The sequence below is a fragment of the Streptomyces sp. JNUCC 64 genome, assembly GCF_054484115.1.
In genome coordinates, this window is record NZ_CM137015.1 from 1,308,372 (window position 1) to 1,335,210 (window position 26,839).

A 26,839-nucleotide genomic window follows, 5' to 3' on the forward strand; every position below is an offset into this window, starting at 1 on the left:
AGCCGGGACGGCGGTGACGGAGGGTCCCGGCCCGACCGCGCCGGGCCACCGAACCGCACCCCGCACCATCGCACCAGGCCACCAGGCCACCAGGCCACCAGGCCACCAGGCCACCAGGCCACCAGGCCACCAGGGACAGCGTCGGCGTCCGGGGACCCGTTCCGACCGCCGGGAACCGCACCGGCCCAGGACGTCGCGGCGTGCGGGCTGGGAGGGCGACGCCGAGGCCCGGGACGGACACGGGGCCCGTCATCGCGGAGGGCACCGGGAGAACGCGGGACGCGCCGGGGCGACGCGGGGCCCGGGCGGCACCGGGAGCCGGGGACCGGCCCAGGGCGTCGGGTCAGCGCAGGGCGGGCTCGTCGAGGGTGAGGGTTCCCGCGTCGGCGTCGAGGACCGCGCGGGCGCCCAGCGGCAGGGTGAGCGCGCCGGGCGCGTGCCCGAAGCCGCACTCCTCCAGGACCGGCACCCGCAGCGGGCCCAGCCGGTCCAGCAGGACGGCGCGGACCCCCGGATAGGGACCGCAGTCCCGCCAGGAGCCCAGCAGGACGCCCGCGACGCCGTCCAGCCAGCCGGAGCGCAGCAGCTGGGTGAGGTAGCGGTCGAGGCGGTAGGGCTCCTCGCCCACGTCCTCCAGACAGAGCAGCCCACCCCGGGCCGAGGGCCGGGCGTGGGGGGTGCCGAGGTCGGCGGCGAGCAGCGAGAGGCAGCCGCCGAGGGTGACGCCCCGGGCGCGACCGGGGAACAGCGGGCGGCCCAGGGCGAGGACCCGGACGGTCTCCGGGGCGAGGAGGGTGGCCCGCAGGTGGTCGGCGGCGCGGCTCCCTCCGGCGGGCGCGACCGGGTCCGGGAGTCCGAGGAAGTCGGCGGTGGCCGTCATCGGGGCGTGCAGGGTGGCGAATCCGGCGCGCACCGCGAACGCCTCGTGGAGCGCGGTGACGTCGCTGAACCCGGCGAACGGCTTGGGTCCGGCGGCGCGCACCGCCGTCCAGTCCACCAGGTCGGCCGTCCGCTGGGAGCCGTAGCCGCCCCGGGCGCACAGCACCGCATCGACGGACGGGTCGCACCAGGCGTCCTGGAGGTCGGCGGCCCGGTCGGCGTCGCGGGCCGCGAGGTGGCCGAGGCGGGGGTGTCCGTCGAGGACGTGCCGGGTGGCGAAGGCGTCGAGGCCCCAGCCGCGCAGCACCTCCAGCCCGGCGGCGAGCCGGTCGGCGGGGACGGGCCCGCTGGGCGCGACGACCGCGACCCGGGCCCCCGGCCGCAGCCGCGCGGGCCGGGCGGGGGCCTCCGGTGGCCGGGGGGTCACGCGGTGCGCAGGAAGCGGTCGAGGACCCGGACGCCGAAGTGGAGGGCGTCGACCGGGACGCGTTCGTCGACCCCGTGGAACATGGCGGCGTAGTCGAAGCCCTCGGGCAGCCGCAGCGGGGTGAAGCCGTAGCCGGTGATCCCGAGCCGGGAGAAGTGCTTGGCGTCGGTGCCGCCCGACATCATGAAGGGCACCACCCGGGCCTCGGGCGCGAACTCCTCCAGCGCGGCCCGCATCCGGGCGTAGGTGGGGGTGTCGACGGGTGACTGGAGCGGGATCTCCCGGTGGTGGTACTCCCAGTCGACGTCGGGTCCGGTGAGCGCGTCGAGTGTGGCGCGGAACTCCTCCTCGGTGCCGGGCAGACACCGTCCGTCGACCAGGGCGGTGGCCTCGCCGGGGATGACGTTGACCTTGTAACCGGCGTTCAGCACGGTGGGGTTGGCGCTGTTGCGGACGACCGGCGCGGCGAGCGCGGCGGCGGGGCCGAGGTCGTCCAGGAAGGCGTCGACGTCGAAGTCCGGCGCGTCCGGGTCGGCTTCCAGTCCGTACAGGGCGCCGAGGGCGGCGAGCGAGGCGCGCACGGTGGGGGTGAGCCGTACGGGCCAGGCGTGGTCGCCGATGCGGGTGATCGCGGCGGCGAGCCGGGTGACGGCGTTGGCGTGGTTGATCTTCGAGCCGTGTCCGGCGCGGCCCCGGGCGGTGAGCCGCACCCAGGCGGTGCCGCGCTCCCCGGCGCCGATCGGGTGGATGCGGGTGCCGCGTCCGTCGTGGAAGGTGTAGCCGCCGCACTCGCTGACGCCCTCGGTGCACCCCTCGAAGAGGTCGGGGTGCCGGTCGGCGAGGAACGCGGCCCCGTCGGCGGCGCTGGCCTCCTCGTCGGCGGTGAACGCGATCACCACGTCGCGGCGGGGCCGCAGTCCGGCGCGCGCCCAGTAGCGCGCGGTCGCCAGGATCATCGCGTCCATGTTCTTCATGTCGACGGCGCCCCGGCCCCACACCACCCCGTCGCGGACCTCCCCGGAGAAGGGGTGCGCGGACCACTCGTCGGCCCGTGCCGGGACGACGTCGAGGTGCCCGTGGAGCAGCAGGGCGGGCGCGGTGGGGTCGGTGCCGGGGAAGCGGGCGACGACGTTGGCGCGGCCGGGGACCCGTTCCAGCAGGACCGGTTCCAGGCCCGCGTCGGCGAGGAGGGCGGCGGCGTACTCGGCGGCGGGCCGCTCCCGGCACTCGCCGTCGCCCCGGTTGGAGGTGTCGACGCGGATGAGGTCGGAGGTGAACCGCACGACCTCGTCGAGGGCCCGGGCGTCGACCTCGGGAGCGTCCTCACCCGGCACACGGGTCCCGGGCGCGTCGGCCCCGGGGGCGTGAACCCCATGGGCGTGAGCCCCGGGCGCGGGGGCTCCGGAGGCGTCGGCCCCCGGGGAACGGACTCCGGTGACGTCGGCCCCGGGGGCGGGCGGGCCGTCCGCCGGGCCCGCCGGGCCGGTCCGTGGGGCGCGGTGACCGCTTCCGGCGCCGGTGGCGCGGGAGCCGGTCGCGGTCGCGGCGGAGGCGCCGCCGGGCGGTCCGGATCGGGGGTCAGCCATAGCTCTCCTCCACGGCCGCCGAGACGATCGTCGTGACGGCCTTGAACGTCCTGATGCCCTCGTACATGGTGTCGCTGGTGTACCCGACCCGGCGTTCCCCGCTGCGGGCCACCCCGGGGACGACGGTGGCCGCGAGGCCCAGGTGTTCGGCGTCGAACTCCATCTCCACGGTGAACGGTCCCGCCTCGACCGGCACGTGGCGTTCCGACAGGGCGACGGCCTCCTTGGCGGCCGAGCGGATCGCGGCGGAGGTGCGGGCGGGGGTGCGGCACACCGCCGCGTAACGCGAGACGTGGTCCTTGACGGCGACCTTCAGCGCCCCGGGCGCGTAGCCGAGGGCGTCCTCGCAGGTCAGGTCGTCACCGGTGACGAGGACCACGGGCACTCCGAACTCGGCGACCACCCGGGCGTTCAGCAGGCCCTCGCTGGCGCGCTCCCCGTTGAGCCAGACCCCGGTGAGGGAGTTGGCGAGGTAGGTGTGGGCGAGGACGCCCTCCATCCCTGCGCCGGTGTGGTAGCCGACGAAGGCGATGCCGTCGATGTCGCCGTGCTGGACGCCCTCGACCATCGAGAGGGACTTGTGGCGGCCGGTGAGCATCTCCACCCGGTCGTCCAGCCGTTCCAGCAGCAGGTTGCGCATGGTCCAGTGGGCCTCGTTGACGAGGACCGCGTCGGCGCCCCCGTCGAAGAACCCGAGGACGGCGGCGTTCACGTCGGAGGTGAACATCGACCGGCAGCGCTCCCACTGCGGGGTGCCGGGCAGCACGTCGGCGGGCCAGGTGACTCCGGTCGCGCCCTCCATGTCGGCGCTGATGAGGATCTTCACACCGGGGCTCCCCTCTTCGCTGTCCCGCCACGGTACGCGCCGGGACGGGGCCGGGCCAGGAGCCCCGGACCGGGTTCACCGGTCCGGTCGCGCGGACGGCGGGCCCGGCGGCCGGTTCGCCCGCGCGCCGAGCAGTCGGGTGGCCGGGTACGGGGCCGGGTGGCCGGACCACCGCGCGGGCGCCGGACCGGGTGGCCGGTTCAGCGCGGGCGGGCCGCCACCAGGGTCCAGCGGGACGGCAGGACGACCGGGCCGTCCCCGGTGGTCTCGGTGGTGGTGAGCGGGAGTTCGCCGGTGGCTAGCACGTCCAGCCCGGCGGCCTCCAGAAGACCGGGGACGGCCGCGTCGGAGACCGCGCCGGGCGCGATGCCGTGCGCGAGGACCGGGACGAGTTTGGCCGGGGGGCCGGACGGGGACCCGGCGAGAGCGCGCAGCACCTCCCCGGCCGTCTCGGCGAGTTCCACCAGGAAGCCCCGGCCCCGGGTGCCGAGCAGCGCGGCGATCCCGTCCACCAGCGGCTGGCGGTCCCCGGGCGGGCACTGGTGGAGGACCCCCCGGACGTAGACGTGGACGTCACCGAGTTCGGCGCGCAGCCCCTCGGTCACGGCCGGGTCGGTCGGATCGGCCACCCGGAAGTCGACGGTGTGCTCCGGGTCGGCGCGGCGGGCGCGCTCGATCGCGGCGGGGGCGAGGTCGACGCCGATGACCCGGGGGAAGTGGCGGGCGAGGTGGCGGGTCTGGGTGCCGTTGCCGCAGCCGAGGTCCAGGACGGGCGGCCCGTCGGTGAAGTGGTCGGCGAACAGCGGCAGATGGAGGGCGGCGGCGGTGGCCGGGTCGGCGTCCCAGAAGACCCCGCCCTCCTCCTCGGGCGCCCCGGCCCAGAACCCCTGCCAGGCGTCCCGCTGCCCGTGCTCCGTACCCATTCCGTGTCCCCGTTCACCCGTCCGGCCGCCGGATCCGTCCCGAACACCGGTACTACGACCGGTCTACCGTCCGGAGGGAGGCGCGGGCAAGGGCTTCCCCTGACGTGGCGTCACCGGATGCCCGGTCCGGGCCGGACCGAACGGGCCGGTCCGGCCGTCCCCGCCGTCCGTGCGCCCCGGTCCGTCCGGCCCCTGGGCGGGACGGACAGGCCGGGCAGGCCGAACGGGCCGAACGGGCCGTACGGGTCAGACGGCGCCGTACAGGTCGGACGGGCCGTACGGAGTCGCGCCGCCCGGGGCGTCAGTCCTCGACGAGGGTGAAGCGGACGCGGTGGTGGCGGGGGCGCTCGATCTCGTCGAGGAGCGCGACGGCCAGGTCCTCCATGGAGATCCGGGAGACGCCGCCGGGACCGGTGAGCACCTCGTCGCGACCGGTCCGGTAGCGGCCGGTGCGCTCGCCGGGCTCCAGGATCGCGGGCGGGCTGACGTACGCCCAGTCCACCTCGGCGCGGTCCCGGAAGACCTCCAGCTGCCGGACGCTGCCGAGGGCGACGTCCCGCCAGGCGGGCGGGACGTACGCGGGGTCGTCCACGAGGAGGCGGCCCCCGGTACCGGGGACCAGGAGGCTTCCCGCGCCGCCGACCACCAGGAGCCGGGTCCCGGTTCCGGTGAGCCCGGCGAGCAGACCCCGGGCCGCCGTGGCGAGTTCGTCCTCGTGTCCCCGGGGCGGACGGGTCGCGCCGACCACCACGTCCTGACCGACGGCCAGCTCCCGGACCCGTCCGGAGTCCGAGGCGTCGCCGGTCCGGACGGTGACCCCGGCGGGCAGCGCGGCGGCCCGGGACGGGTCGCGGACCACCCCGGTGACCTCGTGACCCCGGTCCAGCGCCTCGGCGGCGATCCGGACACCCGCGTTCCCGGCGGCTCCGAAGACGGTGATGCGCATGGCCTGCCTCCCCCTCCGGGCCTGAACCCCGCCCGGATTGCTTGACGTTGAACTGTTCGACATGAAGAAGAGTAGGACTCTGCTACCTTCACGTCAAACAGTTCGACGTAAAGCAATCAATGAGGGGTGAGGGACCGTGAGCGGTGACGGCGACAACGTGGACCGGGTGCTCGCCCAGTGGCGGGCCGAACGGCCGGACCTCGACGCGGCCCCGATGGGGGTGATCGGCCGGATCCAGCGCGCTTCACGACTCCTCGAACGCGTGCTGTCCGACCAGTTCGCGACGCACGGGCTCCAGTTGGGCGAGTTCGACATCCTGGCGACCCTGCTGCGGTCCGGCCCCCCGTACCGGCTCACCGCCGGGGCGCTCAGCGAGGCGTCGATGATCACCTCCGGAGCGATGACCAACCGTCTCAACCGACTGGTCGCCAAGGAGCTGGTGACCCGGGAGACCGACCCGGACAACCGCCGCAGCCTGCTGGTCACCCTCACCCCCGAGGGCCACCGGCTGGCCGGGACGGCCCTCACCGGGCACCTCGCCACCGAGGAAGAGCTGCTGGACCACCTCGACGGGGAGGAGCGGGAGCTACTGGCGGGACTGCTGAGGAAACTGCTGACCGGGCTGGGGGACGTGCCGCGCGGCTGAGGCGCCCACCGCGTCCCGTCCCGGATCACCCTGACCTCCGATCCGCCCGGGGTCACCCTGACGGCCGTCCGTCCCGGATCGGCCCTGACGGCCGGTTCGCCGCCGGGGTGACGGCTGCCGCCCAGGGGGGCGGCCCCTGAGCGGAGCCACCGTCCAGGGACCGCCTGTCCAGGTACCCGTGGCACCGGTCCCTCGGACCGGGGGCGACGGGTCCACCCGTCCGGACCGACGTCCGGAGCCGGACGGGTCAGCGCGGGACGGGGCGGCGGCGGGGCAGCGCCAGTTCGAACCACACCGTCTTGCCGGTGGCGGTGCGACCGGTGCCCCAGGCCCGGGCGAGCGCGCTGACCACCCGCAGCCCGCGTCCGGCCTCGTCCCCGGGACCGGCGCTCAGCAGGGTCGGCAGATGGTGGTCGTCGTCGGTGACCTCGCACAGCAGGGCGTCCCCGCGCACCAGCCGCACCCCGACCCCACCGCCCCCGGCGTGCCGCACCGCGTTGGCGACGAGTTCCCCGGCGAGCAGCGCGGCCGTCCCGGCCAGGGCGCCGAGCCCCCATCCGGTGAGCCGTTCGGCGACGAACGCCCGGGCCGCGCGGACCTCCGCCGGGTCGGCGGGCATCCGGTGGTGGGCCACGTCCTCGGGGGAGATCCCGTTCAACCGGGCCATCAGCAGCGCCACGTCGTCCTTGCGGTCGCCCCGGCGGGCCAGCGCCCGGATGATGGTGTCGCAGGCGGCGTCCATGGAGGCCGCCGGGTGCGCCGCCGACTCGGACAGGGTCGCCAGGCCCACCCCGATGTCCTCGCCGCGCGTCTCGACCAGTCCGTCGGTGCACATCACCAGCCGGTCACCGGGGGCCACCGGCACCCGCACCGTCTCGAAGGGCACCCCGCCGACGCCGATCGGGGCGCCCGTCGGCAGGTCGAGGAGTTCGCTGCGGCCGTCGGCGGCGCGGACCACCACCGGCGGCAGATGGCCCGCGTTGGCGATCTCCAGATGACCGCGCACCGGGTCGTACACCGCGTACAGACAGGTCGCCAGGTAGTGCTCGCCCAGCCGTTGCGCCAGGTCGTCCAGGTTGCGCAGCAGTTGGGCGGGCGGCAGGTCCAGGGCGGCCATGGTCTGGACGGAGGTCCGCAACTGTCCCATCATCGCGGCGGAGTTGAGGCCGTGCCCCATCACGTCGCCGACCACCAGGGCGGTGCGGGAACCCGGCAGCTTCACCGCGTCGAACCAGTCGCCGCCGACCCTGCCGAGCAGGGTGCCCGGAAGGTAGCGGGTGGCGATGTCACAGCCCGCCATCCGGGGCGGGATGTGCGGGAGCATGCTGTCCTGGAGGGTCTCCGCCACGTTCTCCTGATGGGTGTACATCCGGGCGTTGTCGAGCACCAGCCCGGCGCGGGCGGCGAGTTCGGCGCCGGTGACCCGGTCCATGTCGTTGAAGACGGGCCGCTCGCGGTGGCGCAGCAGGATCATGAAGCCGAGGACCACGTCACGGGCCTTCAGCGGGACGACCAGCATCGAGCGGTGGTTGATCAGCGGGCGGATGTCCCGCTTCTCGAACTGCGCCGCGATGGCGTTGCCCATCTCCTCGGTGATCCGGGGGACGAGGACCGGGTGCCCGGTGGTCATGCACTGGAAGAACGGGGTGTGCGCGGGGAACGGCATCGCCTCGCCGACCGGCACCACGTCGTCCCAGCGGCCGGGTTCGTCGGTGTGCTCGACGGCGACCCGGTGCCACATGGTGGTGGTGTCGGGCGGCCCGTCGGGGAACCCCTCGCCCGCGACGACCTGTTCCCGCAGATAGGTGCCCGCGACATCGGTGAACCGGGGCACCACGGCGCGGCTGACCTCCTCGATGGTGCGCGCCAGATCGAGCGAGGTGCCGATCCGTCCGCTCACCTCGTTGAGGAACTCCAGGCGCTCCCGGACGGCCGCGTACTCCAGGTCCTCGGCGTCCTCGGCGTCCCAGACGTCTCGGGAGGAGCCGTCGACCGCTTCCGGGGGCACTCCGGCGGCGCGGGCGCGGGCCGCGCGCTCCCGGCGGGCCCGGCGTTCCGCCCGGCGGGCCACTCCCCAGTCGGGAGTGACGGGCACCCGGTCGCGCTGGCTGAACTCCAGCACGGGGTAGCCGAGTTCGAGGACCTGCTCGGCGATCCGGGCGCTGTCGGCGACGCTCATGCTGGGCATGATCTCGGGGAGCCGCCGGGCCAGGTCGTCGGCGTCGGGGAGGTCGGCGTGCCGGGCGAAGCCGGGGGCGACGTGCTCCGCCGCCGGATCCTCCCCGGGTCCGGGCGCCCCGGCGGCGAGGACGAGCAGCCGCGCGGGGCCCGGTCCGACCAGCGGGTAGGTCCACCAGAGGACCTCGATCCGGTGCCCGGCCGGGTCGTCCGGTCCCCGCCCGGAGACCGGGGAGCGCGGGGCGGGCACCGTCCCGTTCGACGGGCCGCCCGCGACGGGGGCGGCGCCGGACGGACCGGCCGGGAGCGGGGCGCCGGAACCGGGAAGCCTTCCCGCGCGGTACGCGGCCGGGCCGGAGGCACCGTTGACGGACGGGGCGGCGGCGCCGTACGGACCGGGGGCGTCGGGCGCGCGGCCGGAAACACGGGTGCCGGACGGACCGTCCGAACCGGGAGCGCCGGGCGCCGGGCCGGAACCGGGAGTGCCGGACGGCCAGGGGCCGGAGGCCACGGAGACCCGGGCGCGGCCGGACCTCGGATAGCCGGTGGAGCCGCGCAGGAGATCCGCCGGGTCGGGCCCGGGGCCGCCCCGGCCGTCCGCCGGGGGCTCGTCGGCGCCGTCCGCTCCGGAGACGTCCACTCCGGAGAGATCCGTCCCGGAGAGGTCTGCGAGGGCCCCGGTCACCGGAAGCAGATCGGTGGCGGGGCGGCCGACGGCGGCCTCCCTCGGATGTCCGAAGAGTCTGCGGGCGCCGGTGCTCCAGTGGGTCACGAGTCCCGCGCCGTCCACCACGACGACGGCCAGCGGGACGCGTCCGGGGGCCGGACGGGCGGCCCCACCGCCCGTCGCCGGGCCCTCGGGGCGGGCCGGTCCCGTGCCGTGCTCCATGGCCGAGGCTCCTTCCGGTGCCACACGTACGTGGTCGCTCGTGACCACGGTACGTCCGGCCCGTGTCGCGGTGTGCGACAACGCCGGAACTCGCGCCGCTCCGCGCCCCTCACCGCGCCCGCGCGCCCCCGGGGAACCCCGGGGGCGCGTCCGGGAGACGGCGCGGCCCCCTCCGCTCCGGGGCGCGCGGCGGGGCCCGGTGGGCGCTCGGCTACTTCTTCTCGGTCTCGGCCGCGAGCCGGGCGAGGAGCGCGTCGTAGATCCGGGCGAGGCCCTTGGGCGCGAAGGTCCGCTCGAAGAAGCCGCCGATGCCGGTGGCGCCCTGCCAGCGGGAGGTCACGACGACCCGGGCCCGCCCCTCCCCGGCCGGGGTGACCAGCCAGGTGGTGACCATGGTGGAGTTGCGGTCCTTCTCGACCAGCTCGCCGTCCTTGGGCTCGGTGACCTCCAGCAGGCAGTCACGGACCCGCTTGCTGGTGGCCTGGAGCCGCCAGTGGACGAGGGTGCCCTCGCCGTCGCCGCCCTCGCGGACCTCGTACTCGCTGAACTGCTCCGGCAGCAGCTTCCCGCGCACCTCGCTGTAATCGGCCAGCGCGTCGAAGACGTCGTCGGGGTTCGCCGCGATGATCCGCTCCGTGGTGGCCTCGACCTGCGCCATTGCACTTCCTCCAAGGCTTGTTTTCCCAAAGGTCCACGGAAAGCCAACCACCCCCGCGCCCGCGCCCCCAAATCGGGGTGGCGGTTGACGCCCCACGGTGACGCCCCGTGATCCGGCGCACCTCCCCGTCTCCGGCGCGCCCCACCCTCGGACCGAACGCCCGTTCCCTTCCGAAGCGACGGACGACCGGCCCGCGCCCGGCGCCGGCCCCCGCGCCCGGGATCACCCGCCGGAGACGTCGGAAGCGTCGGGAACAGCGGGGGCGCCGGGGACGACGGAGGCGCCGGGAGCACCGGAAGTGCCGGAAGTGCCGGAAACGGCGGGGACCTTGTGGACGACGGTGTCGCCGGGCCCCAGCCGCCGTCCGTCCTCGGAGACCACCTCCAGCGCGCGCAGCGGTCGCCCCCGCTCCCGGTCGGTCAGCCGGGAGCGCGGCTCGCCGGGCACGAAGGCGTTCCCCTCGCCCCACTGGCGCAACGCCACGATGACGGGGAAGAGCGCCTCACCCTTCGGGGTCAGCGCGTATTCGCGGTAGGCGCTGCCGTCCGAGGCGGGGACGGACACGAGGACCCCGCCCGCCACCAGGGTGCGCAGCCGTGCGGCGAGGATGTTCTTCGCGACGCCGAGGCTCCGCTGGAACTCCCCGAAGCGCCTGCTCCCGTCGAAGGCGTCCCGCACGATCAGCAGGGACCACCAGTCCCCGATCGCGTCCACCGACCGCGCGACGGGGCACTCGCTGTCGTCGAAACGCGTCCTGGTCACCACGGCGTTCCCCGCCTCCCGATCCCGAGCACTGAATGGTTGCAACATGCTACCAAGGCGGGCTACCGTCCCGACTGGTAGCAAGATGCAACCAGAACCGAGGGGGGCGCCGATGCCCGGCGACAGCGACAGCGGCACGACCGCGACAGGTACAGGGACAGCCGCGACGGAGACGACCACGAGGGGGACCGCCACGGCGGAGACGAGCGGGACGACCGCACCAGACATGACGAGCACGCCTGGTGCGCCGGGCACACCGGATACGGCGGATACGGCGGATACGGCGGATACGGCCACGACACGTATCGCCACCGCGACGGGTACGGCCACGGCGGACAGGGCCACCGCGGCCACCGGGCCGTCCGCGCCCGCCGGGACGGCACCGGCCACCGGAGCCCGGGGCGGGGCGGGCCCCGGATCGGCGCCGCCCCGCGCGGTGCTCGCCCTGTTCGCGGTCGTCTGCGGGGCCGCCGTGGCCAACGTCTACTTCGCCCAGCCGCTCCTGGTGACCATGGGCCGGGACCTCGCCATGAGCCCCGCGCTCGTCGGCGGCGTCATCACCCTCACCCACGTCGGATACGGGCTGGGGCTCCTCCTCCTCGTCCCGCTGGGCGACCGGGTGGACCGTGGACGGCTCGTCGTGGTCCAGACGCTCCTGCTGGTGGCGGCGCTGCTCGTGGTGGCCACCGCTCCCACGGCGGCGGTCCTGCTCGCGGGCGTGGCCGCGACGGGGTTCCTCGCGGTCGTCGCGCAGACGCTGGTGGCCCACGCCGCGTCCCTGGCCCCCGCCGACCGGCGCGGACACGTCGTCGGCCTGGTCACCAGCGGGGTGGTCATCGGCATCCTGCTGGCCCGTACCGTGTCCGGTCTGCTGGCCGATCTGGCGGGCTGGCGGTCCGTCTACCTCGCCTCGGCGGTGCTCACCACCCTGCTCGCCCTGGTCCTCCACCGGACGCTGCCGCGCCGCGCCGCCGTCCTGGAGACGTCCGCACCGCAGACGTCCGCCCCGACGGCCACGGCCCCGCGCTACGGACGGCTGCCGCTCTCCACGGTCACCCTGTTCGTCCGGAGCGGACCGCTGCGGCTCCGGGGGCTGTTCGGACTGCTGGTCTTCGCCTCCTTCAGCACCCTGTGGAGCGGCGTCGCGCTGCCGCTGGGCGAGCCCCCGCACTCCCTGTCCCACGGCGCGATCGGCGCGCTGGGGCTGGTGGGCGTCGTCGGCGCGCTGGCCGCGACCACCGCAGGGCGGCTGACCGACCGGGGACTCTCCGGCCGGACCACGGGCGTCGCCCTGGCGCTGCTCACCGTCTCGTGGCTGCCGCTGGCCCTCGTCCGGCACTCGCTCTGGGCGCTGGTCGTCGGCGTGGTCCTCCTCGACCTCGCGGTGCAGGCGGTCCACGTCACCAACCAGACCCTGATCACCGCCCTGCACCCGACCGCGACCGGCCGGGTGATCGGCGGGTACATGGTCTTCTACTCGGTCGGCAGCGGCATCGGCGCCCTCGCCTCGACCACCCTGTACGCGGCGGTGGGCTGGGGAGCCGTGTGCGCGCTGGGCGCCGCGTTCGGCTGCCTCGGGCTCGCGCTGTGGGCCCGGACCCGGCACGACGACCCCGGCACGGCCGCCGGGACGGCCCCGAACGACCCGGCCGACGCCCCCTCCACCGCGCACCGGGCCTTCCCCCCGCCCGCACGGCCCGACCCCTCCTAGACGTCCCCGCGCCGCGGCGTCCGGCCTGGCCCGCCAGGACGTTCCCGCCAGCGCCAGGCCCACCCGGGCGCTCCCTCCGCACGGCCCGGCCGGGCCCGCCGGAAGCTCCCCTCTCCCCGGGCGCCGCCCCAGCCCGTGCCGGGCACCGCACCGGGTGCCGGGCGCGTCCCCCTCGCCCGCACGACCGGGCCGGTCACCCGTACGGGTCAACGCGGGGCAACACCCCGGCGCCCGGGGCGGATCGGGGCGGACGGTCCGCGACCATGCCCTGGGGGTCGTGGGCCCACGGCCCCGTACCCGCCGCCCTGGAAGGCCCCATGAAGAAACGTACGGCCGCGCTCTGCGGCATCGCCGTGGCCCTGGCCGGAACCCTCACCGCCCTCCCCCACCCCGCGACCGCCCGCCCCCCGTCCACCGAGGCCGCCCCCGCCGCGCCGCTCGTCTGGAAGGAGTGCGGCACCGCACGGCACCCGAGGCTCCAGTGCGCCTCGCTACTGGTCCCCCTCGACCACGACCGGCCCGAGGGACGCCGGATCACCCTCGCCCTGTCCCGGGTCCCGCACACCGCGAAGACGTCCGACGGCCCGCTCCTGGTGAACCCGGGCGGTCCCGGCGGCAGCGGGCTCTCGCTCGCCGGGGTGGTGTCCGGCGGGCTGCCCCGCGAGGTGAGCGCCCGTTACGACGTCATCGGCTTCGACCCGCGCGGGGTGGGCAAGAGCGAACCCGCCCTCGACTGCCGCCCCGGCCACTTCGACCCGGTGCGCCCGCCGAGCGTGCCGGACACCCCGGCCGTGGACCGCGCGAACAGCGACCGGGCGCGGGCGTTCGCGCGGGCGTGCGGCGAGAAGCACGGGGACGTGCTCGCCCACGTCGACACCGTCAGCACCGTCCGGGACATGGACGCGATCCGCGCCGCGCTCGGCGCCGAGCGGATCAGCTACCTCGGCTACTCGTACGGCACGTACCTCGGCGCGGTGTACGGCGCGCGCTACCCGCACCGGGTGCGGCGGATGGCACTGGACTCGGTCGTGGACCCCGACGAGGTCTGGTACGAGGGGAACCTGCGGCAGAACGCCGCGTTCCACGCCCGCCACCAGGCGTTCCTGGCCTGGGTCGCCCGGCACGACGACCGCTACGGGCTGGGCACCGACCCGGCGCGGGTGGAGGCCGCCTGGTACGCGATGCGGGAGGCGGTCACCCGCGACCCGGCGGGCGGCACGGTCGGCGGCGCCGAACTGGAGGACGCCTTCCTGCCCGGCGGCTACTACGACGGCTACTGGCCCTACCTCGCCGAGGCGTTCGCCGCGTACGCGCTGCGCGCCGACCCGGGCCCGCTGGTCAAGGTGTACGAGGCGGTCGGCGCCGTGGACGCGGAGGGGGACAACGGCTACAGCGTCTACACCGCCGTCCAGTGCCGGGACTCCTGGTGGAGCCGCGACGAGGACGACTGGCGGGCCGACAACCGCCGGAGCCACGCCAAGGCACCGTTCTCCACCTGGAACAACGCCTGGTACAACGCGCCGTGCGCGCACTGGCCGGTCCCGCCGCTGGTCCGGCCGGACGTCTCCACCGGCGAACTGCCGCCCGTCCTGCTCCTCCAGGCCACGGACGACGGGGCGACGCCCTTCGAGGGCGCCCTCTCGCTGCACCGGGAGCTGCGCGGCTCCCGGCTGGTCGTGGAGGAGGGCGGCGGCAACCACGGGGTGACGCTCAGCGGGAACGACTGCCTCGACCGCCACCTCGCCGACTACCTGGCCACCGGCCGGGTGCCGGACGAGCGCGGTCCGGGCGCGGACGCGGTGTGCGCCCGCTCCCCGGAGCCCGAGCCGAGGCCCGCACGCGGCACCGGCGGCACCGCCGCCCGGGGCACCACTCTGCACGGGCTGATCGGCTTCCGGGGCTGACCCGCCCGAGGTGCCGACGCGTCGACGGGGACGGCACGCCCTCAGGGGCGACCGGCCGCCGGGGGAACGCGCCCCGGCGGCCGGCGCGGTCCGAACCGGCTCCGCCCCAACCTCCGGTCCAGCGCCAGGGCGCATGCCGGTGCCGGAGCCCGCACCGGTGCGGACCGGAGCCGGAGTCGGCGCCGGGGCCGGTGGACCGCTCCGGGCCGACGGGTGTGAGGATGACGGCCATGAGCAGCGATCACGGCTCCGGCCACCTCACCCGCGTCCCCGCGCCCGAGGGGGTCTTCCCCGCCACCGCCTACACCCATGTCGTCCTGGGCAGCGGACGGTTCGTGGCGGTCTCCGGACAGCTCGCCCTCGACGAGGAGGGCGAGCTGGTCGGCCCCGGGGACCCGACGGCCCAGGCCCGTCAGGTCTTCGTCAACCTCGGCCGCTGTCTCGCGGCGGCGGGCGCCACCTTCGCCGACGTGGTCAAGCTGACGTACTTCGTGACGGACATCGCGCACCTGGACGCGGTGCGCTCGGTGCGCGGCGAGTTCCTCGACCCGGCCCGGCTGCCCGCCGGCTCGGCCGTCCAGGTGGCCGCGCTGGTCGCGCCGGAGTACCTGATGGAGATCGAGGCGTACGCGGTGGTCCCGGAGCCCGGCCGGTGACCGCTCCGACCGGGGCGGACGGGCCGGACGGTACCGTGCCACGCCGCGCGCCGCAGCCCGCCCGGGGAGCGCGAACGGTCAGGAGCGGTGGACCGGGGCCAGGGTGATCCGGGCGAGGTCCGCGTGGGCCCGCCGGAACAGCCGGACGCGGGCCGCGAGCCAGCGCCCTCCTCAGACCATCCGGGCGAGGGCGCGCGACGCCGCCTCCGCGAGGGCGGGGCGGGCGCGGGCCTCCCGGAGCACCGGACGGGCCCGCCCGTCCCCCAGCTCCCCGAGTCCGTCGACGCAGGCGAGGGCCACCGCCCGGTACGGATCGCGCGGGGCGAGGCGCCGTTCCAGCGCGGTGATCAGCGCGGGCACCGACTCGGGGGCGCGCAGGGCGACCAGCAGGCGCACGGGGTGCAGGGCGTACGCCACGCGCAGTTCGTTGGTGGCGAGCGCCGCCGCCGCGCGGGCCGTCCGGGGGTCGGCGAGCCGGGCCAGCGCCGTGGCCGCGCTGGCGCAGCGCTCCGGGTCACGGTGGTTGAGGAGCAGCACCAGGGACTCGAAGGCGCGGCGGTCCCCGGCGCCGCCGAGCCGGAAGGCGGCCAGTTCGCGGGCCCAGAGGGGCTGGGCGGGCGCGGTCAGCACCTCCGCCAGCACCTCGGGGTCGACGGTCGCGGCCAGCCGCCCGTAGGAGGCCGAACCGCCGGACTCCTTGCGCAGACGCTCCGTCAGTACTCGCAGCTCTTCGTCCATACGGGGACCCTATCGACACCCCTGGTCACCGTCAGGACACCGAAAGCGACGGAAAAGGAGCGCACCGGAGGCTGGCGCGCTCGTTACCCGCGAGTTAACCTCAGGCCAGCGGGACGACCTTCCGCTGGATGACGCCTCCCGGCGGTTCGGTGACGCGACCGGCGGGAGCACGGTCGGTTCGGACGAACCCGACGGACGGCGACCCGGTGACGGCACGTCACCCACCGCCGGACGTCCCCTCACGGCGCGCCCCGGGACAGGACGCGCCGCCCTCACCTCGCGCGCCCGGTGCGCGCCGGGATCTCCGGGCGCCGCCCTCGGCCCCGGCGCGCGACCCCCGCAGGCCCCCGCCGCGCCGGGCCCCCGCGCGCACGCCCGGCCATCAAGCCGTCACCCTTCCCGACTGGAGTCCCTCGATGGACGCTCCCCCGTCCCCGTCCCCCGCGCCTCCCGCCCCCGTCGCGACCGCCGCGTCTCCCGCGCCCCCCTCGTCCGTCGTTCCCGCCACGCCCCCGGTGTCCCCCGCGCACCCCGCTCCTTCCGCGTCCCCGGCAGCCCACGCGTCCCCCTCCTCTCCCCGGTCCCGTCCGCTCAGCGAGGTCGCCGTCGTCGGGCTGGGCACCATGGGCACCGGCATCGTCGAGGTGCTGATCCGTTCGGGGCGGAACGTCGTCGGCGTCGACGTCAGCGACGCGGCCGTCGCGCGGGCCACCGCCGACCTGGCCGCCTCCACCCTCCGCGCGGTCGGGCGCGGTCTGCTCGGCGAGGGCGAACGCGCCGCCGCGCTGGCCCGGTTCCGGGCCACCACCGAACTGTCCGCCGTCGTCGGCGCGGAGCTGGTGATCGAGGCGACCCCGGAGTCCCACGCGACCAAACGGGACGTCCTGAGCGGACTCGACGCGCTCGTGGCCCCGGACACGATCATCGCGACCTGCACCAACGCCCTCTCGGTGACCCGGCTCGCCGCGGAGTCCGCCCGCCCCGAACGCGTCCTCGGGCTGCACTTCTTCCATCCGGCGCCCGTGATGCGGCTGGTCCAGGTGGTCTCCTCGGTGCTCACCTCGCCGGCCGCCGTCGCCGCCGTCACGGAACTGGCGCGGGAGCTGGGCAAGGAGCCCGTGGCGGCGGGCGACCGGCCCGGGTTCGTCGCGGACGGGCTGCTGTTCGGCTACCTCAACCAGGCGGCCGTGATGTACGAGTCGCGGTACGCCCGGCGGGAGGACATCGACGCGGCGATGCGACTGGGGTGCGGACTGCCCATGGGTCCGCTCGCCCTGCTCGACCTGATCGGCGTCGACACCGCGCGCGCCGTCCTCGACGCCCTGCACACGGCCTCCCACGACCGGCTGTACGCGCCCGCGCCGGTCCTCGGCCAGCTGAGCGCGGCCGGGCTGACGGGCCGCAAGGCGGGCCGGGGCTTCTACACCTACGCGGAACCCGGCGCCGCCGCCGTGGTCCCCGACGCCCTCACCCCGCCCGGGGCCGGACCGGGCGGCCCCCCGGGACCGCCGGGACGGCCGGTGCGGTCGGTGGGGATCGCCGGTTCGGGGACCATGGCGGCCGGGATCGCGGAGGTGTTCGCCACCGCCGGGTACGAGGTGGTGCTCGCCGCCCGCGACCGGCGGAGGGCCGACGCCGCCCGGTCGCGGATCGCCGCCTCCCTGGACCGGTCGGTGGCCCGGGGCCGGGCGTCCGGCGCGGCGGCCTCGGCGGCGCTGGGCCGGATCACGCCCGCCGGCGGGTACGGGGCGTTCGCCGGGGTGGACCTCGCCGTGGAGGCCGTCGCGGAGGACCTGGCCGTCAAACGGACGCTGTTCGGGACGCTGGACGCGGTGTGCCGCCCCGGCGCGGTGCTGGCGACCACCACCTCCTCGCTGCCGGTCATCGCCTGCGCCCGGGCGACCCGTCGGCCCGAGGACGTCGTCGGGATGCACTTCTTCAACCCGGCGCCCGCGATGCGGCTGGTCGAGGTGGTGCGGACGGTCCTCACGTCGGACGACGCCCACACCACGGTCCGCGAGGTCTGCGCGGGCCTCGGCAAGCGTCCGGTGGAGTGCGGGGACCGGGCCGGGTTCATCGTGAACGCTCTGCTGTTCCCCTATCTGAACAACGCGGTGAAGCTGGTCCAGGACCACTACGCCTCGCCCGACCAGATCGACACGGCGATGAAGCTGGGCGGCGGCTACCCGATGGGACCGTTCGAACTGCTCGACGTGGTCGGGCTGGACGTCTCCCTGGCCATCGAGAAGGCGCTGCACCGGGAGTTCCGGGAGCCGGGACTCGCCCCCGCGCCCCTGCTGGAGCACCTGGTGGCGGCGGGCCGCCTCGGCCGCAAGACGGGACGCGGATTCCGCGAGCACACCCGCCGCTGAGCCCCGGGCCCGGGACACCCCTTCCACGGCCCCTGTCCCCCACGGTCCCGGACAGCGGCCCCGGCCCGGACGGCGGAGCGGAACGGCGGCGCGGCGGCACCGCGCCGGGCGGCCGGTCCGTACGGGTGGCGGGGCCCGGCGCGGACCGTTCGCGCCGCACCCTCCGCACGCCCCCGACCGGCCCTTCCCCGCCCGGTCGGGGGCCGGGGCGTGTGCGCGCCCGCGCGCTCAGATGCAGTACGTTCATGGCATGTCCCAGTCCGCGGATCCCGCCCGCCGTCCGCCCCGTACGCCCGTGTCCGACGCCCCCGAGAGCGCGGCCGGGAGCCGGGCCGCCGCCCAGCGCCTGAAGATGCGCCGGGAACTGGCGACGGCGGCCATGGAACTGTTCGCGACCAAGGGGTACGAGGCGACGACCGTCGACGAGATCGCGGCGGCGGCGGGGGTCGCGCGGCGGACGTTCTTCCGTCACTTCCGGTCCAAGGAGGAGGCGATCTTCCCGGACCACGACGACACCCTGGTCCGCGCGGAGGCGGTGCTCAACGCGGCCCCGCCGCACGAGCCGCCGCTGGACACGGTGTGCCGGGGCATCAAGGAAGTCATGAAGATGTACGCCGCCTCCCCCGCGGTGTCCGTCGAGCGCTACCGGCTGACCCGGGAGGTGCCGACCCTGCGGGAGCGGGAGATCGCCTCCGTGGCCCGGTACGAGCGGCTGTTCACCCGCTACCTCCTCGCCCACTTCGACGAGCAGGCCCACCACGACGGCAACGACGACCCGCTGCTGGCCGAGGTGGCCGCGTCCGCCGTGGTGACCGCCCACAACCACGTGCTGCGGCGATGGCTGCGGGCCGGGGGCGAGGGGGACGTCGAGGCCCAGCTGGACCACGCCTTCGCCATCGTCCGCCGGACGTTCGGCACCGGGATCGGCTCGGGGCGCGGAACCACGGTCACCACGACGGAGAGCCCGGCCCACGGCGGCCAGGTGCTGGTCGCGGTCGCCCGGACGGACGCCCCGCTGGACGAGGTCATGCGGACGATCGAGAACGCCCTGCGCTCGGAGGGCTGACCCCGCGCCGGGCCCACGCCCGGCCCCGTCCTCCGCCCCCGTCCCGTACCGACCCCCGCCCCTCAGAGCGGCCGGGCCGCTTCCCCGCCCGCTCCCGGGACCGGGCGCCGCCCCCCGGCCACGGCCGTCACCGGCTGCCGCCCGTCCCGTCGGCGCCGCCGGAGAACCGGCCGGCCCGCCGACCACCTCCGGAACGCACCACCCGCACCGGCCCGGGCGGCGCGTTCCGTCCCGTCGGGGCGAAGACACGGGTTCCCGGGCCCACCCACCCCACTCCACCCCGCTCCACCCATCCGCCACGCACGCATCCCCCAACGATCGATCATCGCTCATCTGACGCCCACTCTCCACAGATGAGACAAGTTTTTGGCACCGGGTGCCTTGCGATGCGGCACGGGGTGCCAATACGGTGAAGAGGTCGGGGCGACCGGCCGCGCGGGGCTCCGCGCGGACCGTGACCGTCCCCGTGGACACCCGTCCACGCGCCCCGGCGCCCGCGTCACAGGCCGCACCACCCCGGCGCCACCGCGCCCCCGCACCACCCGCGCACGACGCTTCGCGTCCCGCGTCCCGCCGCACCCGACGGCGGCCGCGGCCACCCCCGTCCGCCCCGCACCGGGGCAGCCCCAGCGTTCCCGCACACCCTCGCTCCCCCGCGCTCCCGCCGGGGGACCCGCATCGCCGGAGGCACCACCGTGAAGGAAGTCCTGGACGCGATCCAGTCGCCGGACAGCACGTCCGCCGACTTCGCGGCCCTGCGCATCCCGGATTCGTACCGCGCCGTCACCGTGCACCGGGACGAGACCGGGATGTTCGAGGGCCTGACCACCCGGGAGAAGGACCCCCGCCGCTCGCTCCACCTCGACGAGGTCCCGGTGCCCGAACTGGGGCCGGGCGAGGCCCTGGTGGCCGTGATGGCCTCCTCCGTCAACTACAACTCGGTGTGGACGGCGCTCTTCGAGCCGGTGCCCACCTTCGCCTTCCTGGAGCGGTACGGCAGGGTCTCCGAACTGGCCCGCCGCCATGACCTGCCCTACCACGTGATCGGCTCCGACCTCGCGGGCGTGGTACTGCGCACCGGTCCCGGGGTCAACGCCTGGCGGCCCGGCGACGAGGTCGTCGCGCACTGCCTGTCGGTCGAGCTGGAGAGCTCCGAGGGGCACAACGACACCATGCTCGACCCCGAACAGCGCATCTGGGGGTTCGAGACCAACTTCGGCGGGCTCGCCGAACTCGCCCTCGTCAAGTCCAACCAGCTGATGCCGAAGCCGGAGCACCTCAGCTGGGAGGAGGCGGCGGCGCCCGGTCTGGTCAACTCCACCGCCTACCGCCAGCTGGTCTCCCGCAACGGCGCGGGCATGAAGCAGGGCGACAACGTCCTCATCTGGGGGGCGAGCGGCGGGCTCGGGAGCTACGCCACCCAGTTCGCGCTGGCCGGGGGCGCCCATCCGGTCTGCGTGGTCAGCAGCCCCGAGAAGGCGGCGGTCTGCCGGGCGATGGGCGCCGAGGCCGTCATCGACCGCGCGGCCGAGGACTACCGGTTCTGGCGCGACGAGCACGAGCAGGACCCGCGCGAGTGGAAGCGGTTCGGCGCCCGCATCCGGGAGCTGACCGGCGGCGAGGACGTGGACATCGTCTTCGAGCACCCGGGCCGGGAGACCTTCGGCGCCTCCGTCTACGTCACCCGCAAGGGCGGCACCGTGGTGACCTGCGCCTCCACCTCCGGCTACCAGCACACCTACGACAACCGCTACCTGTGGATGTCGCTGAAGCGGATCGTCGGCTCGCACTTCGCCAACTACCGCGAGGCGTGGGAGGCCAACCGGCTGGTCGCCAAGGGCCGCGTCCACCCCACCCTGTCCCGGGTCTACCCGCTGGCGGAGACCGGGCAGGCGGCCCACGACGTCCACCGCAACGTCCACCAGGGCAAGGTCGGCGTGCTGTGCCTGGCGCCCGGCGAGGGGCTCGGGGTCCGGAACCCGGAGCTGCGCGCCCGGCACCTGGGCGCCATCAACCGGTTCCGGACCGCGTGCGGGGCCCCGTGATGAGCGAACGGCCGAAGGACCGTCCGTGGCTGATGCGGACCTACGCGGGCCACTCGACCGCCGAGGCGTCCAACGAGCTGTACCGGCGGGGCCTCGCCAAGGGCCAGACCGGGCTGTCGGTGGCGTTCGACCTGCCGACCCAGACCGGTTACGACCCCGACCACCCGCTGGCGCGCGGCGAGGTCGGCCGGGTCGGGGTGCCCGTCTCCCACCTCGGGGACATGCGGCGGCTGTTCCGGGACATCCCGCTGGAGCGGATGAACACGTCCATGACCATCAACGCCACCGCGATGTGGCTGCTGGCGCTCTACCAGGTGGCCGCCGAGGAACAGGGCGCGGACGTGTCCGCGCTGCGGGGCACCACCCAGAACGACATCGTCAAGGAGTACCTCTCGCGCGGGACGCACGTCTTCCCGCCGGGCCCCTCGCTGCGGCTGACCACGGACACCATCGCGTACACGGTGGCCCGCCTGCCGCGCTGGAACCCCGTCAACATCTGCTCGTACCACCTCCAGGAGGCGGGGGCGACCCCCGTCCAGGAGATCGCGTACGCGATGAGCACGGCCGTCGCGGTGCTCGACGCGGTGCGCGCGGGCGGCCAGGTCCCCGAGGAGCGGTTCGGGGAGGTGGTGGCGCGGATCTCGTTCTTCGTGAACGCGGGGGTCCGCTTCGTCGAGGAGATGTGCAAGATGCGCGCCTTCGGCCGGATCTGGGACCGGATCACCCGGGAGCGGTACGGGGTGACGGACCCGGAGCGGCGGCGCTTCCGGTACGGGGTGCAGGTCAACTCGCTGGGGCTGACCGAGGCCCAGCCGGAGAACAACGTGCAGCGGATCGTGCTGGAGATGCTGGCCGTCACCCTCTCCAAGGACGCGCGGGCGCGGGCCGTGCAGCTCCCCGCCTGGAACGAGGCGCTGGGGCTGCCCCGGCCCTGGGACCAGCAGTGGAGCCTGCGCATCCAGCAGGTGCTGGCCCACGAGTCGGACCTGCTGGAGTACGAGGACCTGTTCGCCGGTTCGCCCGTGGTCGAGGAGAAGGTGTCGGCGCTGGTCTCCGGGGCGCTCGCGGAGATGGCGCGGATCGAGGAGAGGGGCGGGGCGCTGGCCGCCGTGGAGTCGGGGTACCTGAAGGAGCGGCTGGTGGCCTCGCACGCCGAGCGGCGGGCCCGGATCGAGACGGGCGCCGAGAAGGTGGTGGGCGTCAACGTCTTCGAGGCCACCGAGCCGAACCCGCTGACCGCCGATCTGGACGCGGCGGTCCAGTCGGTGGACCCGGCGGTGGAGGCCCGGGTGGTCGCCGACCTGGCCGCCTGGCGGGACAGCCGCTACCAGCCGCCGTTCAACCACCCCCGGCCGTGCCGGGCGCTGGAACGCCTCAAGGAGGCCGCGGCGGGCACCGAGAACCTGATGGCGGCCACCCTGGAGTGCGCCCGCGCCGGGGTGACCACCGGGGAGTGGGCGGGGGCGCTGCGGGAGGTGTTCGGGGAGTACCGGGCGCCCACCGGGGTCTCCTCGGCCCCGGTGGCCGTCGACGCCGCGCCGGGCACCCCGCTGGCGCTGGTCCGGGAGCGGGTCGCGCGCACCGCCGCCGACCTGGGGACGGGACGGCTGCGGCTGCTGGTCGGCAAACCGGGCCTGGACGGGCACTCCAACGGCGCCGAGCAGATCGCGGTACGGGCCAGGGACGCCGGTTTCGAGGTGGTCTACCAGGGCATCCGGCTGACGCCCGGGCAGATCGTGACGGCGGCGCTGGCGGAGGACGTGCACTGCGTGGGGCTGTCGATCCTGTCCGGCGCGCACACCGCGCTGGTGCCGGAGGTGCTGGACCTGATGCGCCGGGCCGGTGCCGCGGACGTGCCCGTGGTCGTCGGGGGGATCATCCCGCCGGGCGACGCGCGGGAGCTGAGGCGGGCCGGAGCGGCCGCCGTGTTCACCCCGAAGGACTTCGGCATCACCTCGATCATCGGCCGTATCGTCGACGAGATCCGGACAGCGAACCACCTCGACCCCCTGGAGGTCCCCGTATGAACGCCCCCGTCGACCGACCGCGTCCGCGCCGCTCCTGCCTGGCGGTGCCGGGCTCCAATCCGCGGTTCCTGGAGAAGGCCCAGGGACTCCCGGCCGACCAGGTGTTCCTGGACCTGGAGGACGCCTGCGCGCCGCTGGCGAAGCCGGAGGCCCGGCACACCATCGTGAAGTTCCTCAACGAGGGGGACTGGGGCGGCAAGACCCGGGTGGTCCGGGTCAACGACTGGACCACCGAGTGGACCTACCGCGACGTGGTGACGGTGGTCGAGGGCGCCGGGGCCAACCTGGACTGCGTGATGCTGCCGAAGGTCCAGGACGCCGGACAGGTGGTGGCGCTGGACCTGCTGCTGACGCAGATCGAGAAGGCGACCGGCCTGGAGGTGGGCCGCATCGGCATCGAGGCGCAGATCGAGGACGCGCGGGGGCTGGTGAACGTGGACGCGATCGCCGCCGCCTCGCCCCGGCTGGAGACGATCGTCTTCGGCCCGGCGGACTTCATGGCCTCGATCGGGATGAAGACGCTGGTGGTGGGCCACCAGCCGCCCGGCTATCCGGCGGACGCCTACCACCACGTGCTGATGCGCATCCTGATGGCCGCCCGCGCCCACGGGCTCCAGGCGATCGACGGCCCCTACCTCCAGATCCGTGACGTGCCGGGCTTCCGCGAGGTCGCCGGGCGCTCCGCCGCCCTGGGCTTCGACGGCAAGTGGGTGCTGCACCCCGGCCAGGTGGAGGCGGCGAACGAGGTGTTCTCGCCCGCCCAGGAGGACTACGACCGCGCCGAGCTGATCCTCGACGCCTACGCCTTCCACACCTCGGAGGCGGGCGGGCGGAAGGGGTCGGCGATGCTCGGCGACGAGATGATCGACGAGGCGTCGCGGAAGATGGCCCTGGTGATCGCGGGCAAGGGCCGCGCCGCCGGGCTGACGCGCACCTCGTCCTTCGAGGCACCGGAGGGATGAGCGCGATGCGGTTCGGCCGCACCTACGAGGAGTTCGAGGTCGGCGCGGTGTACAAGCACTGGCCCGGCAAGACGGTCACCGAGTACGACGACCACCTGTTCTGTCTGCTCACCATGAACCACCATCCGCTGCACCTGGACGCGCACTACGCCGAGGGGTCCACCGACTTCGGCCGGAACGTGGTGGTGGGCAACTACGTCTACTCGCTGCTGCTCGGGATGTCCGTGCCGGACGTGTCGGGCCAGGCGATCGCCAACCTGGAGGTCGAGTCGCTGCGGCACGTGGCGCCGACCTTCCACGGGGACACGGTCTACGGGGAGACGACGGTCCTCGGCAAGACCCCATCGCGGTCCCGGCCGGACCGGGGCGTCGTCCACGTGGAGACCCGGGGCCACAACCAGGACGGGACGCTGGTGTGCGTGTTCCGCCGCAAGGTGATGGTCCCCACCCGGGAGTACGTCGCCCGGCGCGGCGGCGAGCAGCCCGGCCGTCCCGTCCCGTCCGCCCCGTCCCGGCAGCCGCAGGAGAAGTGACGTCATGAGCCGACTCGCCCAGACCCACGGCCTCACCGAGGTCCAGCGGGAGATCCTCGCCACCGTCCGCGCCTTCGTCGACAAGGAGGTGATCCCGGTCGCCGCGGAGCTGGAGCGCCGCGACGAGTACCCCCAGGAGATCGTCGACGGGCTGCGCGCGCTCGGACTGTTCGGACTGACGGTCCCCGAGGAGTACGGGGGGCTGGGCGAGTCGCTGCTGACGTACGCGCTGTGCGTGGAGGAGCTGGCCCGGGGGTGGATGTCCGTCTCGGGGATCGTCAACACCCACTTCATCGTCGCGTACCTGCTCACCCGGCACGGCACGCCGGAGCAGCGGAAGCGCTTCCTGCCCCGGATGGCGACCGGGGAGGTGCGCGGGGCGTTCTCGATGTCGGAGCCGGGGCTCGGCTCGGACGTGTCGGCCATCACGTCCCGGGCGGTGCGGGACGGCGACGCGTACGTCCTGGACGGTCAGAAGATGTGGCTGACCAACGGGGGCACCGCGAACCTGGTGGCGGTGCTGGTGCGCACCGACGAGGGCCATCCGGAGGGCACCGCCCCGCACAGGTCGATGACGGCCTTCCTGATCGAGAAGGAACCGGGGTTCGGCGAGGTCAGGCCGGGTCTCACCATCCCCGGGAAGATCGACAAGATGGGGTACAAAGGGGTCGACACCACTGAAATGATCATGGATGGCCTGCGCATTCCGGCCAATCGCGCCCTAGGGGGCATCACGGGCCGCGGTTTCTATCAAATGATGGACGGAGTGGAGGTCGGGCGGGTCAATGTCGCCGCCCGTGGTTGCGGCGTCGCACAGCGTGCGTTCGAGTTGGGGGTTTCTTACGCACAGCAACGACACGCCTTCGGAAAGCCGATCGCCGGACACCAGGCCATCCAGTTCCGACTGGCCGAGATGGCTACCAAGGTCGAGGCCGCCCATGCGATGATGGTGAACGCAGCACGCAAAAAGGACTCCGGGGAACGAAACGACCTTGAGGCTGGGATGGCGAAGTACCTCGCCTCCGAGTACTGCAAGGAGGTCGTGGAGGACTCCTTCCGGATCCACGGCGGCTACGGCTTCTCCAAGGAGTACGAGATCGAGCGCCTCTACCGCGAGGCCCCGATGCTGCTGATCGGCGAAGGAACCGCGGAAATCCAGAAGATGATCATCGGGCGCAGACTCCTAGAGGAGTACCGGCTCCCCGGGTGAGCATCGGGCCGGTTGCCCCGATAAGGGTGGTTTCTTCGAGAAGAACGTCACATCCTGTCCATCCTGTTCGGGCTCCGACTCGGCTTCCTGGCTTGCCCAGTTGCGGCCCGCAACCGATACGATCGCGGAACAGCCGCCGTCCCCCGTCCAGCGCGGCACCATCCGCTACGAAGGTCATCCATGCCCGACAGCCAAATCTCTGCACCTCGCGGCCGGGTCCGCCTCGCTCGCGGAGCGTCGCCGTGGCTCCTGCCGACCGTCGCCACCGCTGCCCTCAGCCTGGCCCGGTCGCGCCGCTCCTCGAAGGCGGCCGTCGTCGCCGTGCCCGCCACCGCGCTCGCGGCGGGCATGCTGTGGTTCTTCCGCGACCCCGAGCGCGAGATCGCCCAGGGCCGGGTCATCTCCCCCGCCGACGGCGTGGTGCAGAGCATCATGCCGTGGAAGGACGGACGGACCCGGGTCGCGATCTTCATGAGCCCGTTGAACGTCCACGTCAACCGCGCCCCGCTCTCCGGCACGGTGACCTCGGTGGAGCACATCCCCGGCGGGTTCGTCCCGGCGTTCAACAAGGAGAGCGAGAACAACGAGCGCGTCGTCTGGCACTTCGACACCGAGCTGGGCGACATCGAGATGGTGCAGATCGCCGGAGCGGTCGCACGCCGCATCGTCCCCTACGTGCCGCAGGGCACCAAGGTGGAGCAGGGCGACCGGATCGGTCTGATCCGCTTCGGCTCGCGCGTGGACATCTACCTCCCCGAGGGCGTGGACGTGGACGTGGAGGTCGGCCAGAAGACAACCGCGGGGGTGACTCGCATTGACCGTGATTGATCCCGAGACATCGCCTCAGGCCCAACCGGGCTGGGCCCCGGAGACCGGGGCCGCCGAGGGGCGCGAG

General features: G+C 74.8%; 20 protein-coding genes and 1 pseudogene. 12 read left to right on the forward strand and 9 right to left on the reverse strand.

Annotated elements, in window-relative coordinates; genetic code table 11:
- Positions 1–343: 343 nt before the first annotated feature.
- The 5 genes from ACVWNX_RS05170 to ACVWNX_RS05190 form a co-directional block, all read right to left on the reverse strand.
- Positions 344–1,306, reverse strand: a complete 963-nt coding sequence (locus ACVWNX_RS05170) for a S66 peptidase family protein (protein ID WP_454412677.1) — start codon at positions 1,304–1,306, stop codon at positions 344–346.
- Positions 1,303–2,892 (reverse strand): M20/M25/M40 family metallo-hydrolase, encoded by a 1,590-nt coding sequence (locus ACVWNX_RS05175; RefSeq protein WP_454412678.1) that lies wholly within the window; start codon positions 2,890–2,892, stop codon positions 1,303–1,305. Before ACVWNX_RS05175 ends, ACVWNX_RS05170 begins: the two co-directional genes overlap by 4 nt.
- Positions 2,885–3,718 (reverse strand): M55 family metallopeptidase, encoded by an 834-nt coding sequence (locus ACVWNX_RS05180; protein ID WP_454412679.1) that lies wholly within the window; start codon positions 3,716–3,718, stop codon positions 2,885–2,887. The genes ACVWNX_RS05175 and ACVWNX_RS05180 overlap by 8 nt, the downstream gene beginning before the upstream one ends.
- Positions 3,719–3,918: 200 nt before the next feature.
- Positions 3,919–4,641: a class I SAM-dependent methyltransferase gene (locus ACVWNX_RS05185; protein ID WP_454412680.1), complete on the reverse strand. Its 723-nt coding sequence runs from the start codon at positions 4,639–4,641 to the stop codon at positions 3,919–3,921.
- 301 nt (positions 4,642–4,942) lie between these two features.
- A complete protein-coding gene (locus ACVWNX_RS05190) occupies positions 4,943–5,587 on the reverse strand; it encodes an NAD(P)-dependent oxidoreductase (RefSeq protein ID WP_454412681.1) in 645 nt (214 codons plus the stop codon).
- A 136-nt stretch (positions 5,588–5,723) separates the two neighbouring features.
- On the opposite strand from ACVWNX_RS05190, the gene ACVWNX_RS05195 reads away from it, so the two are divergent.
- Complete coding sequence (locus tag ACVWNX_RS05195; protein ID WP_454412682.1) at positions 5,724–6,233, forward strand: MarR family winged helix-turn-helix transcriptional regulator; 510 nt, start codon at positions 5,724–5,726, stop codon at positions 6,231–6,233.
- Positions 6,234–6,480: 247 nt separating this feature from the next.
- Here the strand turns inward: ACVWNX_RS05195 and ACVWNX_RS05200 are convergent, their stop codons facing one another.
- The 3 genes and pseudogenes from ACVWNX_RS05200 to ACVWNX_RS05210 all read right to left on the reverse strand — a co-directional run.
- The gene (locus ACVWNX_RS05200) at positions 6,481–9,300 is read right to left on the reverse strand and encodes a SpoIIE family protein phosphatase (protein ID WP_454412683.1); all 2,820 of its coding nucleotides are present in this window, start codon (positions 9,298–9,300) and stop codon (positions 6,481–6,483) included.
- 211 nt (positions 9,301–9,511) lie between these two features.
- Positions 9,512–9,958 (reverse strand): SRPBCC family protein, encoded by a 447-nt coding sequence (locus ACVWNX_RS05205; protein WP_454412684.1) that lies wholly within the window; start codon positions 9,956–9,958, stop codon positions 9,512–9,514.
- A 318-nt stretch (positions 9,959–10,276) separates the two neighbouring features.
- A pseudogene (locus tag ACVWNX_RS05210) lies at positions 10,277–10,723 on the reverse strand (winged helix-turn-helix transcriptional regulator); the annotation flags it as partial.
- A gap of 223 nt (positions 10,724–10,946) precedes the next feature.
- Here ACVWNX_RS05210 and ACVWNX_RS05215 point away from each other — a divergent pair.
- From ACVWNX_RS05215 to ACVWNX_RS05225, 3 genes are all read left to right on the forward strand, one after another.
- Entirely contained in the window at positions 10,947–12,431 is a 1,485-nt protein-coding gene (locus tag ACVWNX_RS05215) for an MFS transporter (RefSeq protein WP_454412685.1), read from the forward strand.
- 317 nt (positions 12,432–12,748) lie between these two features.
- Positions 12,749–14,335, forward strand: coding sequence for an alpha/beta hydrolase (locus ACVWNX_RS05220; RefSeq protein WP_454412686.1), 1,587 nt, complete (start codon positions 12,749–12,751; stop codon positions 14,333–14,335).
- Positions 14,336–14,565: 230 nt separating this feature from the next.
- Entirely contained in the window at positions 14,566–14,991 is a 426-nt protein-coding gene (locus ACVWNX_RS05225) for a RidA family protein (RefSeq protein WP_454412687.1), read from the forward strand.
- A gap of 171 nt (positions 14,992–15,162) precedes the next feature.
- Here ACVWNX_RS05225 and ACVWNX_RS05230 read toward each other — a convergent pair whose 3' ends face one another.
- Positions 15,163–15,729, reverse strand: coding sequence for an adenylosuccinate lyase (locus ACVWNX_RS05230; RefSeq protein ID WP_454412688.1), 567 nt, complete (start codon positions 15,727–15,729; stop codon positions 15,163–15,165).
- 515 nt (positions 15,730–16,244) lie between these two features.
- On the opposite strand from ACVWNX_RS05230, the gene ACVWNX_RS05235 reads away from it, so the two are divergent.
- The 8 genes from ACVWNX_RS05235 to ACVWNX_RS05270 all read left to right on the forward strand — a co-directional run bounded on the left by ACVWNX_RS05235 (position 16,245) and on the right by ACVWNX_RS05270 (position 26,772).
- The gene (locus tag ACVWNX_RS05235; RefSeq protein ID WP_454414639.1) at positions 16,245–18,101 is read left to right on the forward strand and encodes a 3-hydroxyacyl-CoA dehydrogenase family protein; all 1,857 of its coding nucleotides are present in this window, start codon (positions 16,245–16,247) and stop codon (positions 18,099–18,101) included.
- A 232-nt stretch (positions 18,102–18,333) separates the two neighbouring features.
- Positions 18,334–19,167, forward strand: coding sequence for a TetR family transcriptional regulator (locus ACVWNX_RS05240; protein WP_454412689.1), 834 nt, complete (start codon positions 18,334–18,336; stop codon positions 19,165–19,167).
- A gap of 695 nt (positions 19,168–19,862) precedes the next feature.
- Entirely contained in the window at positions 19,863–21,212 is a 1,350-nt protein-coding gene (ccrA, locus tag ACVWNX_RS05245) for a crotonyl-CoA carboxylase/reductase (RefSeq protein ID WP_454412690.1), read from the forward strand.
- Positions 21,212–23,239 carry a protein meaA gene (locus tag ACVWNX_RS05250; protein WP_454412691.1) on the forward strand — a complete coding sequence of 676 codons (2,028 nt, stop codon included), beginning with the start codon at positions 21,212–21,214 and terminating at the stop codon, positions 23,237–23,239. Before ccrA ends, ACVWNX_RS05250 begins: the two co-directional genes overlap by 1 nt.
- Positions 23,236–24,201 carry an HpcH/HpaI aldolase/citrate lyase family protein gene (locus ACVWNX_RS05255; RefSeq protein ID WP_454412692.1) on the forward strand — a complete coding sequence of 322 codons (966 nt, stop codon included), beginning with the start codon at positions 23,236–23,238 and terminating at the stop codon, positions 24,199–24,201. The genes ACVWNX_RS05250 and ACVWNX_RS05255 overlap by 4 nt, the downstream gene beginning before the upstream one ends.
- Before the next feature lie 5 nt (positions 24,202–24,206).
- On the forward strand, positions 24,207–24,734 hold the full coding sequence (locus ACVWNX_RS05260; protein WP_454414640.1) for a MaoC family dehydratase: 528 nt from the start codon (positions 24,207–24,209) through the stop codon (positions 24,732–24,734).
- Positions 24,735–24,738: 4 nt separating this feature from the next.
- Positions 24,739–25,944: an acyl-CoA dehydrogenase family protein gene (locus ACVWNX_RS05265; protein ID WP_454412693.1), complete on the forward strand. Its 1,206-nt coding sequence runs from the start codon at positions 24,739–24,741 to the stop codon at positions 25,942–25,944.
- Positions 25,945–26,124: 180 nt separating this feature from the next.
- A complete protein-coding gene (locus tag ACVWNX_RS05270; protein ID WP_391307391.1) occupies positions 26,125–26,772 on the forward strand; it encodes a phosphatidylserine decarboxylase in 648 nt (215 codons plus the stop codon).
- Positions 26,773–26,839 lie beyond the last annotated feature (67 nt).